Source organism: Pseudomonas sp. Nvir, from assembly GCF_963778085.1.
GTDB lineage: Bacteria > Pseudomonadota > Gammaproteobacteria > Pseudomonadales > Pseudomonadaceae > Aquipseudomonas > Aquipseudomonas juntendi.
On sequence record NZ_OY970405.1, the window covers coordinates 2,258,236 to 2,272,051 of the forward strand.

Consider the following 13,816-nt stretch of genomic DNA (forward strand, 5'->3'; position numbering starts at 1 on the left):
GCAGCCTGTAACCTTTGGTCACGCTTCGGCCAGCGCGCAGCATGCTAGAATCCGCCCCTTCGAAACGGGAGGTACATGCGTGCGTAAACTGGCTGTAGTAATGGCAGTGCTCGCCCTGGCGGGCTGTGAGAACGAGGTCGAGGGCGTGCACAAGCAGGTGGCTGAACACTTGCACAACCCCAAAACGGCCAAGTTCGGCAACGTGCGGATCGACACCCAGGGCACCATCTGCGGCCAGGTCCGTGGCAAGGACGATGCCGGGCAGTACGAGGCCTACCGCAGCTACGTGGCGTTCAAGCGCGATGGCCAGTACGACATTATCGTGGACGAGACCGGCAACAACCTGCGTATCCGCGAACTGTGCGGCGGTGCCGACCTGCAGCGTCGCGCCGAAGCGCTGGCCGACCAGCCGGCACCCGAAGGCTGGGATGTGGAGGTGGTGCAGGGCGCCAACATGGGCGCGCTCAGCGACATGACGGCCCGCCTGATCGAAAAGGGCATCCCGTCGTCGGTGGAATACCGCGATGGCAAGCCGGTGGTGCTGATGGGGCCGTTCCCTACTCGCGAAGAGGCGCAGGCCCGCCGCGACGAAGTCATGGCCAAATTGGGCACCGACTCGGTGGTCATCCAGCACGGCGCAGCGCGCTGACCTGCGCGGCCAACCCGCTCCCAAGGCGCATGATAGGCACCTTGCGCCCAGTATTGGCTATGCTTGGGTAGGGAGACGCTGAAATGGGGGGCGCCTGATGTCGACACTGGAGCGGGCCATAGCCGTGGCCGCCAGGGCGCATGAAGGGCAATACGACAAGGGTGGGGCGGCGTATATCCTTCACCCTTTACGTGTGATGCTGCGGGTTGCCACACCGGAACAGCGCATTGTTGCGGTGCTCCACGATGTGATCGAGGATACCCCGCTGACCCTCTCCGACCTGGCGCGGGAGGGCTTCGCGCTGAAAATTCTCGCAGCCCTGCTGGCGCTCAGCCGGCGTGAAGGCGAAGCTTATCAGGACTTTGTCGTGCGCCTGGGCGACGACCCGCTGGCGCGCACGGTCAAACTGGCTGACCTGGCCGACAACAGTGACCTTTCGCGTATTCCCTGCCCAGGCCCTGCCGACCTGGCGCGGCTGGCGCGCTATCGCGAGGCCAGCGCTTACCTGCAGGCACTTCGTTAGTTCAGCCGCAAGCCTTGAGGTTGACTTGGCATAAGATGCAGATTCAAGCATTCTGAACCGCCATACTCCGTGACCTCGACATAGCCCATGAGCAAGCCAGTGTCCCCCCAGCCCTTTCTAGCGATTGGCTGCTCCCAATGTCGTGACCTCGCTAGCCTTGGTTTCGACATTACCATGGCGTTCCAGCCCATAATCCATGTGCCTTCAGGCAGGCCGTTCGCCTACGAGGCACTGGTTCGCGGTGTGAACGGTGAAAGCGCTGCGCAAATTTTGGCCAAGGTAACTCCCGACAACCTGTACCGCTTTGATCAGGCCTGCCGCGTGAAGGCCATCGAGCAAGCGGCTGGTCTGGGCTTGGGACGCCAGAAAGACTGTAAATTGAGCATCAATTTTCTGCCCAATGCCGTCTACCGTGCCAGCACCTGCATCCGGGCTACCTTGGAGGCCACAGTCACATTCGACTTCCCCGCCAATCTGCTGATGTTCGAAGTGACCGAAGGCGAGCGGATCGAGGACACCGAGCACTTGAAGTCGATCTTCAAGGAGTACGAGCGACAGGGCTTCACCACTGCAATAGATGATTTTGGCTCGGGTTACTCAGGGCTGAATCTGCTCGCAGAATTTCAGCCGGCTGTGCTCAAGCTGGATATGGCTCTCACTCGGGGAGTCAACCAGGATGTGGTTCGCCAAGCCATCGTCGCCGGTATCGTATTGGTGGCCGAGCGGTTGGGCATTACGCTGATTGCCGAGGGGATCGAGACTGACGAAGAGTGCCAAGCACTGGCGGCGCTGGGAATTGATTTTATGCAAGGGTATCTATTCGCTCGGCCGCAGGTGAATGGTTTGCCGTTGTTTGAGCGGCTGTCTTGACCTTGACCTGATGGTGCTCCCCTGGGCGGCACAGCAGGCGCAGGCCGGTAGCAGCGAAAAGCGCAGCGCTCATGCCTGGTCAGTCTTCCTTCGGCACCGTCCAGAAAATCTGCACGCCGCCATCGTCACGGTGGGCAAGGGTGACGTTGTCGTTCTCGGCAATTTCCCCGAGCAGGGTTTCCCAGTCGTCCGGGCTTTCCTGTTCCAGGCGGAAGATCAGCGCGGCGCGGCTGCGTTGGGCGGTGGGGCTGTTGATTATCTTCTGGATGCGAACACCCAGCTGAACGTAGCTGCTTGGGGTGGCGGAGGCGGTGCTGGACACAGGAATATCCTTGTTGTGCTGTATGTGCGTACAGTATTTCAGCGTAAGCAATTTCGCAACAGCTTGTCAGGGAAAATCCGGCGAGGCTGGCCAGAGGGTTCGCACTGTCGGTGCGGGTCTGGTGTAATGGCGGTCATTTTCGGAAGCTGCGCATGTATCGATTTCTTTCTCGTTTTCCTACCTCTACAGGCCTGGTCCTGCTGATTGCCGGCGACTTTGGTGCGCTTGACGATGCCTGGGCCGATGCCCCCACCGCCGTGGTGATCGAGCCGCTGGTGGTGAGCGGTGCCTACCTGCCCACCCGTACGTTCGACCTGCCGTTCTCGGTCGATACTATCGACTTGTCCCGTGGCACTGACGGCCAGTTGGGCGTCAACCTGTCGGAAGTGCTGGGCAAGGTGCCAGGGCTGGTGGTGCAGAACCGCCAGAACTACGCCCAGGACCTGCAGGTTTCTTCGCGAGGCTACGGCGCCCGCTCGGCCTTCGGGGTGCGGGGCATCAAGCTGATCAGCGATGGGATCCCGGCCAGTACTCCCGACGGTCAAGGGCAAGCGGCCACGCTCAACCTGGATGTGGCCGAGCGAATCGAGGTGTTGCGCGGCCCGGCCGCCACCCTGTACGGCAGCAACGCCGGTGGGGTTATCCAGATGTTCAGCCGCGACGGCCAGGGCCCTGCCCAGATAGGTGCCGAAACCACCTTCGGCAGCGACGGTTTCAACAAGAACCACCTGAGCGCCGAGGGCGGTAACGACACGGCCGGTTTCCTGCTGGATGCGTCGCGCATGGACACCGACGGCTACCGTGACCACAGCGCGGCGCGCCGTGACCAGACCTTCGGCAAGGTCCATTTCAAGCCGGATAGCGAATCGCGCCTGGCACTGATCTACAGCAGCCTGGAACAGAACGGCACCCAGGACCCTCTGGGGCAGACCTGGGAAGCCTACAAGCACGACCCGCGCTCCAGCGCGGCAGTGGCGCAAACCTATGACACGCGCAAGAGCATCGACCACCAGCAGTTGGGCATGAACTATGAGCGCTACGTAGGTGACGCCACGTTGCAGCTGAACCTGTACGCCGGGCAGCGCCGGGTGGTGCAGTACCTGTCCATTCCCAAGACGGTGGTCTCGAACAGCCAGCGCGGGGGTGGCGTGGTCGACTTCGATCGGCAGTTCCAGGGCGGTACGCTGCGCTGGATCCAGCCGGTTGCCCAGGTGCCCGGCAATCTCACCCTGACCCTTGGCGCCGATTACGACCAGAGCAAGGATGACCGCCGTGGCTACCAGAACTTCAGCGCTGACCAGTTGGGTGTGAAAGGCGAGTTGCGACGTGACGAGCAGGACACCGCCACCAGCCTGGACCCTTACCTGCAGGCGCACTGGGAAATCGGTAACTGGACCAGCGAGCTGGGCTTGCGCTACAGCAGCATGAACATGCGCGTCGATGACCATTACCTGGCCAACGGTGACGCCAGCGGCTCCAAACGGTATCAGCAAGCCACCCCTTCGCTGTCTGTGATGTACGCCTTCACCCCTGATTTGCGTGGTTACGTGAGTGTCGGCAAAGGCTTCGAAACCCCCACGCAGGCCGAGATGGCCTATGCACCGGGAGCGGACGAACGCTTCAACTTCGGGCTCGAGCCTGCCACCAGCATGCAGTATGAAACGGGCCTGAAGTACCGGCTGAGCGAGCGCACGCGGCTGGACGCCGCCGTCTACCAGATCCAGACCGAAGACGAAATTGTCGTGGACCGTGCGACGGACGGCCGAACCAGCTATCGCAATGCCGGGCGTACCCTTCGGCGTGGCTTCGAGGCCCGCCTGCAGCAGGATTGGAACGACCAGTGGCAGGCCACTGTGGTGTACACCCGCACCGACGCGCGCTATGCCGAAAACGTCAGCCAGGCCATCGCACGTGGCAACCGCCTGCCAGGTGTGCCCCAGGACAACCTGTATGGCGAGGTGCTGTGGAAGCCGGTGGCGGCGGTCAGCATGGGCCTGGAAGGGCAGTACCGCAGCAAGGTGTATGTCGACGACAGCAACGCTGCCAAGGCGGCGCCGGCCTATGCCGTGTTCAATTGGCGTACGCGCTTCGAGCAGCATGTCGGCCCGTGGACATTCCACCAGCTGGTGCGCCTGGACAACCTGTTCGACCGGCAATATGTAGGGTCGGTGATCGTCGGCGACAGCAATGGGCGTTACTACGAGGCCGCGCCTGGGCGCTCATGGTACGCGGGGGCGGGTTTGGCGTACCGGTTCCAGTGACGGGCTACAAGGGGTCGGGTGGCGCCTGCAGCGGCTGCCCAGCCACCGCTGGCAGTGCCGGTAGCGATAGAATCAGCACCTGATCATACGCTTCAGAGGGAGATGCGGTGGAATTGCAGCAGGGCTTCGTCCTGACCCGGCATTGGCATGACACGCCCGAAGGGACCTGCGTGGAATTCTGGCTGGCTACCGATCAGGGGCCCCGGCAATTACGCCTTGCCCCTCAGGACTCGGTGGCTTTCATCCCGCTGGCGCAGGCTGAACATGCCCGGGTGTTGTTGGCCAAAGAGCCAGGTGTACAGCTCAAGCCCTTGCAGTTGAAGGACTTCGAGCAGCGCCCGGTCATGGGGCTGTATTGCCGCCAGCACCGGCAGCTGATGCAACTGGAGCAACGCCTGCGCAACGCCGGCATCGACGTTTTCGAAGCCGACATTCGCCCGCCCGAACGCTACCTGATGGAGCGCTTCATCACCGCCCCCGTGCAGTTCACTGGCAAGCCTGATGCACAGGGCGTGCTCTGCGAAGCTCAGCTCAGGCCGCTGGCAGGTTACCGCCCACCGCTGCGCCTGGTGTCGCTGGACATCGAAACCAGCGAGCGTGGGGAGTTGTACAGCATTGCCCTGGAGGGCTGTGGCCAGCGTCAGGTGTACATGCTTGGCAAACCCAACGGCGACCCGGCGGGGGTGGACTTCGATCTGCACTACTGCGCCGACCCCGCCGAGCTGCTGGTGTGCCTGAACCAGTGGATGGCGCTGCACGACCCCGACGCGATTATTGGCTGGAACCTGATCCAGTTCGACCTGCGCGTGCTGCATGAGCACGCCAAGGCGTTGCAGGTAGCGCTGGCCTTGGGGCGCAGAGGCGCAGCCATGACCTTGCGAAGCCAGGGCGGCGGTGGCCACGTATTCGCCGACGCCCCGGGGCGCTTGTTGATCGATGGCATCGAGGCGCTGCGCTCGGCCACCTGGAGTTTCCCATCGTTCAGCCTCGAAAACGTCGCCCAGACGCTGCTCGGCGAAGGCAAAGCCATCGACACACCCTACCAGCGCATGGACGAAATCAACCGGCGCTTCGCCGAAGACAAACCGGCCCTGGCGCGGTACAACCTGAAGGACTGTGAGCTGGTGACGCGGATCTTCGCCCACACCCGCCTGCTCGAGTTCCTGCTGGAACGCTCATCGGTTACCGGCCTGGCGGTGGACCGCAGCGGCGGGTCGGTCGCCGCGTTTTGCCACTTGTACATTCCGCATATGCACCGCCTGGGGTACGTGGCGCCCAACCTGGGCAGCCGGCCGGACGAAGCCAGCCCCGGCGGCTTCGTCATGGACTCGCGCCCAGGTTTGTACGACTCGGTACTGGTCCTGGATTACAAAAGCCTGTACCCCTCGATCATTCGCACCTTCCTGATCGATCCGGTGGGCCTGGTGGAAGGCTTGCACCGTCCTGACGATGAGCACTCGGTGGAGGGTTTCCGTGGCGGGCGCTTTTCCCGCAGCCAGCATTGCCTGCCGGCCATCGTCGAGCGTGTGTGGCAGGGCAGGGAGGCGGCCAAACGCGAGGGTAACTCGCCGTTGTCCCAGGCACTGAAGATCATCATGAACGCGTTCTACGGTGTGCTGGGTTCCAGCGGTTGCCGCTTCTTCGACCCCCGGCTGGCCTCGTCCATCACCTTGCGTGGGCACCAGATCATGCACCAGACCCGGGCGCTGATCGAGGCCCGGGGTTTCGACGTGATCTATGGCGATACCGACTCCACCTTCGTCTGGCTCAAGGGGGCCCATGCCGAGGAAGACGCGGTGCGCATCGGTCGCGAGCTGGTGGCCGAGGTCAACCAGTGGTGGCAAACGCACCTGCGCGAAAGCATGGACCTGGATTGCGCCCTCGAGCTTCAGTTCGAGGTGCATTACCGGCGTTTCCTGATGCCCACCATCCGTGGTACCGACGAGGGCAGCAAGAAACGCTACGCCGGGCTCAGGCAGCGGGCTGATGGCACAGAAGAAATGGTGTTCAAGGGCCTGGAATCGGTGCGCACCGACTGGTCACCGCTGGCCCGGCAGTTTCAGCAGGAACTCTACGCACGCGTGTTTCGTGGTGAGCCGTACCGTGATTACCTGTGTGACTATGTACAGCGCACGCTGGCGGGTGAGAACGACGAGCTGCTGGTCTATCGCAAGCGCTTGCGGCGACCCCTGGCCGACTATCAGCGCAATGTCCCGCCCCATGTGCGTGCCGCACGCCTGGCCGACGACTACAACAAGCGCCTGGGCCGCCCGCTGCAATACCAGCGCGGCGGCTGGATCAGCTACGTGATCACCACCGCAGGCCCAGAGCCGCTGGAAAACCTGCAAGCCCCCATCGACCATGATCATTACATCAGCCGGCAGTTGCAGCCGGTGGCTGATGCCATCCTGCCTTTTGTCGGCGACGACTTCGCGCGGCTGATCGACCATCAACTGCTGCTGTTCTGAACGGGTAGTAGATAGCTAGCCGTCGGCATGCCCTGAACCTGCACAAACTCTAGCCTCAACGCCATCGCGGAGGCACAGATGCAGGGCAAATCCACTTCACCTTCGAATGCGGTCGACGCGCTTGCCATCGCGCAAGCCTGCCAGGACCATTACATTGCACAGCGGCTGCCGGCATGGATGGCGAAGCTGACGGTGGCCGACTACCGGCTGCTGAGCCAGGCACTGTCGCAGTTGCTGGCTTGCCGGGAAGGGCTGACGCAAGCCCTGGCACGGGTGCGCAACCTGGATGATTTCAGCAGGCCTTTGCTGCAGCAGGCGCTGGCCCGGTTTGGCACCCTGGATGCCGACCGCGTGTGCCTGCGGCAATGGTATTACTTCACGTCGCCGACCATCAGTTATGTGACCGGTCGGCTGCCAGTCGCCGACAGCGATTACTACGATACGCCGCTGCTGGAGGCAGCCCTGGGCAACTTCACCGAGGCCGAGCAGCATGATCAGCCCCGCAAGAATTGCCTGGTGGATGCGCTGGGCGCCACGCGTACTGAGCTATCGGCAACGGCCTTCGTCAGGCTGTGCCGCACGCTGGACCTTGGCCAGCAGTACCAGGCGCACCTGGCGGGTGTTTTTCAGCCAAGCGTGCGTGAGCTGCTGGTTAGCCGCCAACGCTATGGCATGCTGGCCGATGCGCTTGCGGCCCGCGCACAGGGCGTGTTGAGCGCGGCCCAGCTGCACTGGGTGGTGCAACTGTGCATGCATGACACGCTTGGCACCCTCGCGGGATCGCCGGTCAGCGTCCGCCGGCTGGAACTGTTTGGTTGCCGCATGCAGCAGATCGTGGTGCTGGATGTCATTGCCGAGGGGACGTTCTACAACACCAGCAAGTACGTCCTGGTGTATGTACCTGGCGACCCCGCAGGCCCCTGGAGCGTGTGCAACGACCTGGAACACTACGCCCGCCGGGTGCTTGGCAAGCGTTTGCGCAAGAACGACTACCGGCGTTTCTTCAGCCGCTTCGTGCGCCGTCGCGACAGCCAGCGGTTTTTCTCTGCCGTGGGTGAGCGGCTCGACGATGTCACCCACTGGGCGACCCGCAGCCTTGATGAACAGACGCATGCCTATGGTTTACCGCTGTTCGATGCCCTGGCTGATGACTGGATTGGCCAGGTCAAGGATGACGCGGCGATCATCGCCCCGCCAGTGGCGATGTTCGATCGCCAGGCTCAGGCCGAGCATGCCCGCCGTTTACAGGCTGAAGGGCAAACCCTGCTCGGCATCGCAGGGCTTTTCGTGCCCGCAATTGGCGCGGTGATGCTGGGTGTGATGGCCTGGGAACTGCTTGAGCAAAGCTTCCAGGCGGTCAGTGACTGGCAACAGAACGAACGCAATGCTGCGCTGGCCCACCTGCTGAATGTGGGCAAAGGGTTGTTGACCGTCGGTGCAACCGTTGCTGTTGTCGCGGCGGCGCGACGTGCCTGGAGCGTGGTAGACCCACTGGTGCCGGCGCAACTGCCAGGTGGCGAGGAAAAACTGTGGAACACCGACCTGGAACCCTACCGTTGTGGCACCCCGCCGGCTACCGCGGTGCGGGACGAGCAGGGGGTGTATCGCCTGGCCGAGCGCTGCTGGATCAGCATGGACGGTCACTGGTATGAAGTGGCGTGGCGCAAGAACGATGAACAATGGCAGTTGCTCCCTTACCAGGGCTATGCCCCCTTGCTCCGCCACAATGGCGCCGGTGCGTGGCGGCTGTGGTGCGAGCAGCCCGCCGAATGGGCAGACGCGCGCCAGCTGTTCCGCCGCCTGGGCAAGCCCTACAGCGACCTCGATGACCTGCAGATCGACCAGGCGCTGGCCATCCACGGGCTGGACGACCAGCACTTGCGGGCATGGCATGTGTATGGCCGAGCACCTGAGGCAGCGCTGGCTGACACGGTGCAGCGGCTGCTGTTCGCCGGGCGGATCCACACGTTGGTCGGTCAACTGCGCGAAGGTGCCGCCACCGCCGATCAGCAATTGCTGGCGCGGGTGTTGAGCCTTCCCCAGGCGGCAGGCCTGCACGGGCGCGCGCTGGCCGAAGTGGCCTGGGCCGGGCGCCGGGAACTGCTGCAAGCCATGTACGAGGAGCACAACACCGGCCCGCAAACCCCTTGCCCGTTGCAACGGGCCTTCGCCAGCCTGCACCGCCTGGCGGCCAGGGAAGTGATGCGCAATGCCAGCGAGGACGACCTGCAGCACCTGCAAGAGACCGGGCGCGTGCCGCTGTTCATGGCCGAGGCGGCCAGGCTGCAGGTTACGCGGATTCGAACCGCGCGGGTCTTCGAGGCGCTGCGCATCGATACCCCACAGAATCTCGACCTGGCGCGGGTTGTGCTGAACCTGCTGGGGCAGGTGCCGGGGGCCGGAGGGCCAGGCTGGCGATTGTTCGACGGTGAGGCCAGCGAGCCGCTGCTGACGATCGAAGGCGCGGGCCCAACCTTCGATCTGCTGCACCAGCATGGGGTGTTTCGCTTGCACGACCGTGCCCAGGCCAACGCCGGTGCTGCCGGGGAGCTGTTCGAAACACTGGCGGCGGCGTATGACGCCGAGGCACGAGCGGCCAGCCGGCAGCCTGCTGTGTTCGCACCCGCCCTGCGCCAGGCGGTGGCAGACCTCGCCTTCAACCAGCGGCCAGCCGTGCTGGTCGCCCTTGGCATGGGCCAGCGCCGTGGCGCCTTCGTGGCACCGCTACGGCTCGCTGACGGCCGCATTGGCTACCCCATGGCCGGCGGCAGGTTATGGGCTGCGTTCGGGCGGCTCAGGCCGCGGGCGCTGCAGGCACGCCTGCGCGACCTGTACCCGGCCTTCAGCGACGAGCAGGTTGGCCAATGGTTGGCGTCAGCCGATGCCCGGGCCAGGTTGAACGGCCTTGAGGCGCAATACCGACAGCTCAATAGCCACCTCGACAGGTGGGTATTCAATGCTGTTGCCACACCTGAATTGACTGCCCGACGTGAATTCAGAAAAGGCTTGATCGACTGCTGGCGCTTGCTCGTCCCCGAGTTGCAGGACCAGGCATCTGTGCAGGGCGGGCGCTTCATGCTGACCCAGACCCGCAGCCGTTTGCGCCAACTGCCTGGCCTGCCGGCCCAAGTGAGTTTCGCGCACGTGTCCATACTGGCCTTGCGCGCCATGCGGCTGGAGCAGGTGCCCGACGATTTCCTGCAGGCGTTTCCCAACTTGCGCAACCTGGAAATCACCAATTGCCGGCTCAGGCGCCTGCCGCTGCCTCAGATGCTGGCACAAAGGCTGGAGGTGCTCGACCTGTCAGGCAATCAGATCGCGCTCGACGAAAGCCAGGCGCTGGTCCTGGCCGGTTGCCGCTCCCTGGTGTACCTGAACCTTTCGGACAACCCGTTGCGCCGGGCATTTTCCGTGTTCGCCATGACCGAGCTCAACGCCTTGCACCTGTCACGCACGCAATTGCCGGAGTTTCCCTACGGCACGCTGGACGCGCCGCAACTGCACACGCTGGACCTCAGTGGCAACAGTATTTCAGTGCTGCCTGACGACCTGCATCAGTCACACCTGTGGCGCGCGGGCCGGGTCGAACTGTCGGGCAACCTGCTGGCGGCTGCATCGCAGGCGTCTTCCAGCTGGCATTGGCTCGAGGCGAGTCGCGTGCCGTATCGGTTCCGTTATCTGGACCTGGTGACGGCAGAACGTCGCGATGAAATGGCCGCGTTGTGGGTTCATCTGGAAGCCGATGAGGTATCGGACGACTTCTTCAAGACGTTGTCCGTACTGACCACCTCCGGCGCATTCAAGTTTTCCTCCACCGCCTGCGCGCTGGCAGCCCGCATACTGGAAATGTTCGAAGCAATGAGTGAAGACACTGTGCTGCGGCTGGAGCTGTTCAGGCACGCCGCGGCGACGGATTGCCAGGACAACGCCACTGCCCGTTTCGCTGACCTGGAAGTGCGCTTGATGATATGGCGTACGCGCCGCCAGCAGGGTGGGCGCCCCCCGGAGCAGGGCTTGTTGTGGCTCGGCGGGCAGTTATGGCGCTTGGCGTTGCTCGATCAGTTCGCGGCAGAACATGCCCGCCGGTTGGGGGCCGGCAGTGAGTCACTCGAATTCGCCCTGGCTTACCGTGTTGCCTTGCGCACGGCCCTGGATTTGCCCGCCCAGCCCGGGGAGATGTTGTATACCGATATTGCCCGGCTGCAGGACACCGACCTTCGTTCGGCGCGTGCCTTCGTGCTGGCAGCGCAGACCCGCGACGGCATGGCTGAATACCTTTCCAGGCAACGCTTCTGGCAGGACTACCTGCGGGGCAGTTTCCCCGATCGCCTGCAAGTGCCGCAGGACATGCATGATGAACTGGAGCGGCTGATGGCGCTGGGCAACCAGGAAGCGCAGGTCGAGCGGCTGCAGATTCGGAATCAGCAGCGTGAGCATGCCCTGCTGTTGCAACTGACCCTCGAAGCCCTGGACAGAAACGCGCCCGGCGACAGCACGACGGGGTAAAACGGCCAGCGCAGCGCTGCCGGCCGCTGGCTATGCGCTATGCTCAGAGCAGGCGGCGATGTTTGCAAAGGCCTCGCCGCCCGGTCACGGAAATCGGAAGTTACCTTTGTGGCAAGCACGCCATGGGCGGTTGGTTTAGGCTCCCGCGTCGGATCTTTCTCCATGATCTGTAGTCTTTGGTTTATCGAGAGAATAAGGAGATATGCATGCTCGTCCGCTCACTGACCCTCGCCACCCTGCTCGCGCTGGCCGGCCCTTTGCATGCCGCTGACAGTGACGCACCGTTGGCCAAGGAACTGGGCAAGGCGCGGCCATTGGTGGTCATTGCGCCGAGCAGCGCCGACCCCACCCTGCGTGGGCTCAACAAAGCGCTCGAAGACCCGGCTACCCAGGCAAAATTCAAGGAGCGCAGCCTGGTGCTGTACAGCGTGGCGCAAATGATGGGCAAACGGGAGGACAAGAACCTCGAGCAGCAAACCACCATGGCGCTGATCCGCGAGCTGAAGCTGGGGGCGAGCAAAGGCACCAAGGTGATTCTGGTGGGCAAGGATGGTGAGCGGCATGTTCTCAAGGATGACGAAGACAACACCGCCCTCGATCCCCAGGTGATCTTCGAGGCAGTCGATGCGCTGCCCGCGAGCGAGAAGGCGGTAACCGCACCAGAGCCGGTGGCGGCCGCACCGCAAACCAAGGCCAAGGACAGCAAACCTGCCAAACCGGCCAAGCCTGCCGCCCCGCCCAAGCCGCTGGAAGACTGAACGCGTGGCGGCCCTGAGCTTGCTCAGGGCCGTTGCCACGCAGGCCTGGCTCAGTCAGGAGAAGCTGGCGAAATGTGCCTGCATCCGCGCGGCGTCAGCCTGCCGGCCGCTGAACAGTTCGAATGCTTTCACAGCCTGGAACACCGCCATGTTGCTACCGTCCAGTGTGCGGCAGCCCAGCGCCCGTGCAGCGCGCAGCAGTTCGGTTTCCAGCGGGAAGTAGATGATCTCCGCCACCCACAGCCGTGCATGCAGCAGCGCCACTGGCAGCGGCGTGCCGGGTAGCTTGGCCATGCCGACCGGGGTGGTGTTGACCAGCCCGTCCGCATCGGCCAGTGCCGTGGCCAAGTCACCGCCAAGCATTGCCCGCCCCGCACCGAAATGCGCATTCAGGTTGTCGACCAGTGCCTGAGCGCGGGCGGTATCCACTTCGAACAACACCAGCTGTTCAACCCCTTCGCCCAGCAAGGCATGCGCCACCGCCGAGCCCGCGCCGCCAGCCCCCATCTGCACCACCTTGCGGCGGGCCACATCGGGCAGGCCGCGGCGCAAACCTTCGGCAAAGCCCAGGCAATCGGTGTTGTGGCCAACCCGCTTGCCGTCCTTGAGTACCACGGTGTTGACCGCGCCGATGCCGCGCGCTTCATCCGACAGCTCGTCGAGCAACGGCAGGATCGCCTGCTTGAACGGGTAGGTGATGTTCAGGCCGGTAAAACCCGTGTGCTGCGCAGCGTCGAGCAGGCCGGGCAGGGCGCTGTCGTCCAGTTGCAACTGGTCTGCGTCGATCAGCCGGTACAGATAGCGCAGGGCCTGGGCATCGCCTTCGTGCTCGTGCAGGGCCGGGGTGCGCGACAGTTGGATACCCCGGCCGATCAGGCCGGCAAGAATGGCAGGCTGGCTCATGCTGCACGCTCCTTGAGCAGTTCGGCGAAGTAGCTGATGGCCATGCGGTAGCCGTGGCTTCCCAGGCCGCAGATGACGCCGACCGCGATCGACGAAACGAACGACACGTGGCGGAACGGTTCACGTTTGTGCACGTTGGACAGGTGCACTTCGATGACCGGTACTTCGCTGGCCACCAGCGCATCGCGAATGGCTACCGAGGTGTGGGTCCAGGCACCTGGATTGATCACGATACCGGCGCAGCGATTGCGCGCGGCGTGGATCCAGTCGATCAGTTCACCTTCATGGTTGGTTTGCCGGAATTCGACTTCCAGGCCGTGGGCATTGGCAGTGTCGGCGCAGTGTTGACCAAGGTCGGCAAGGGTTTCGTAACCATACTGGGCCGGCTCTCGGGTGCCCAGCATGTTCAGGTTGGGGCCGTTGAGCACGAGAATGAGGGGCGTCATGACGGGCTTCGCTTTGTTGTTGTTGAATGTGCCTAGTTTTGTACTGACTGGTTAGTTCCGTCAATTGAGGGGAGCCGCCGTGTTGGGAAAGTGGGCGATTATCGAACCGC

Annotated in this window: 10 protein-coding genes; 7 read left to right on the top strand and 3 right to left on the bottom strand. The window is 63.6% G+C overall.

From position 1 onward, the window contains the following. Positions 1-79: 79 nt before the first annotated feature. The 3 genes from AACG97_RS10875 (at position 80) to AACG97_RS10885 (ending at position 2,042) form a co-directional block, all read left to right on the top strand. Positions 80-649 (top strand): SPOR domain-containing protein, encoded by a 570-nt coding sequence (locus tag AACG97_RS10875; protein ID WP_029884966.1) that lies wholly within the window; start codon positions 80-82, stop codon positions 647-649. A gap of 97 nt (positions 650-746) precedes the next feature. Then, positions 747-1,172 (top strand): hypothetical protein, encoded by a 426-nt coding sequence (locus tag AACG97_RS10880; RefSeq protein ID WP_009682779.1) that lies wholly within the window; start codon positions 747-749, stop codon positions 1,170-1,172. 87 nt (positions 1,173-1,259) lie between these two features. Beyond that, positions 1,260-2,042: an EAL domain-containing protein gene (locus AACG97_RS10885; protein ID WP_225785617.1), complete on the top strand. Its 783-nt coding sequence runs from the start codon at positions 1,260-1,262 to the stop codon at positions 2,040-2,042. 79 nt (positions 2,043-2,121) lie between these two features. Here the strand turns inward: AACG97_RS10885 and AACG97_RS10890 are convergent, their stop codons facing one another. Then, positions 2,122-2,364 carry a DUF1654 domain-containing protein gene (locus AACG97_RS10890; protein WP_009682781.1) on the bottom strand — a complete coding sequence of 81 codons (243 nt, stop codon included), beginning with the start codon at positions 2,362-2,364 and terminating at the stop codon, positions 2,122-2,124. A gap of 152 nt (positions 2,365-2,516) precedes the next feature. On the opposite strand from AACG97_RS10890, the gene AACG97_RS10895 reads away from it, so the two are divergent. The 4 genes from AACG97_RS10895 to AACG97_RS10910 all read left to right on the top strand — a co-directional run bounded on the left by AACG97_RS10895 (position 2,517) and on the right by AACG97_RS10910 (position 12,357). Next, positions 2,517-4,625, top strand: a complete 2,109-nt coding sequence (locus AACG97_RS10895; RefSeq protein WP_197886200.1) for a TonB-dependent receptor family protein — start codon at positions 2,517-2,519, stop codon at positions 4,623-4,625. Between the two features lie 107 nt (positions 4,626-4,732). Beyond that, positions 4,733-7,093, top strand: coding sequence for a DNA polymerase II (locus AACG97_RS10900; RefSeq protein WP_197886199.1), 2,361 nt, complete (start codon positions 4,733-4,735; stop codon positions 7,091-7,093). A 78-nt stretch (positions 7,094-7,171) separates the two neighbouring features. Further along, complete coding sequence (locus tag AACG97_RS10905) at positions 7,172-11,599, top strand: NEL-type E3 ubiquitin ligase domain-containing protein (protein ID WP_225785616.1); 4,428 nt, start codon at positions 7,172-7,174, stop codon at positions 11,597-11,599. 206 nt (positions 11,600-11,805) lie between these two features. Continuing rightward, positions 11,806-12,357, top strand: coding sequence for a DUF4174 domain-containing protein (locus tag AACG97_RS10910; RefSeq protein ID WP_009682785.1), 552 nt, complete (start codon positions 11,806-11,808; stop codon positions 12,355-12,357). Positions 12,358-12,411: 54 nt separating this feature from the next. Here AACG97_RS10910 and AACG97_RS10915 read toward each other — a convergent pair whose 3' ends face one another. Both AACG97_RS10915 and aroQ read right to left on the bottom strand, forming a co-directional pair. Next, positions 12,412-13,260 carry a shikimate dehydrogenase gene (locus AACG97_RS10915; protein WP_009682786.1) on the bottom strand — a complete coding sequence of 283 codons (849 nt, stop codon included), beginning with the start codon at positions 13,258-13,260 and terminating at the stop codon, positions 12,412-12,414. Continuing rightward, positions 13,257-13,706 carry a type II 3-dehydroquinate dehydratase gene (aroQ, locus tag AACG97_RS10920; RefSeq protein ID WP_009682787.1) on the bottom strand — a complete coding sequence of 150 codons (450 nt, stop codon included), beginning with the start codon at positions 13,704-13,706 and terminating at the stop codon, positions 13,257-13,259. The genes AACG97_RS10915 and aroQ overlap by 4 nt, the downstream gene beginning before the upstream one ends. Positions 13,707-13,816: the final 110 nt, after the last annotated feature.

Bases quoted from the DNA above. Each gene is read 5' to 3' on its own strand.
- AACG97_RS10880 (WP_009682779.1), top strand. From the start codon at position 747: ATGTCGACACTGGAGCGGGCCATAGCCGTGGCCGCCAGGGCGCATGAA.
- AACG97_RS10885 (WP_225785617.1), top strand. From the start codon at position 1,260: ATGAGCAAGCCAGTGTCCCCCCAGCCCTTTCTAGCGATTGGCTGCTCC.
- AACG97_RS10895 (WP_197886200.1), top strand. From the start codon at position 2,517: ATGTATCGATTTCTTTCTCGTTTTCCTACCTCTACAGGCCTGGTCCTG.
- AACG97_RS10905 (WP_225785616.1), top strand. From the start codon at position 7,172: ATGCAGGGCAAATCCACTTCACCTTCGAATGCGGTCGACGCGCTTGCC.
- AACG97_RS10910 (WP_009682785.1), top strand. From the start codon at position 11,806: ATGCTCGTCCGCTCACTGACCCTCGCCACCCTGCTCGCGCTGGCCGGC.
- AACG97_RS10915 (WP_009682786.1), bottom strand. From the start codon at position 13,260: ATGAGCCAGCCTGCCATTCTTGCCGGCCTGATCGGCCGGGGTATCCAA.
- aroQ (WP_009682787.1), bottom strand. From the start codon at position 13,706: ATGACGCCCCTCATTCTCGTGCTCAACGGCCCCAACCTGAACATGCTG.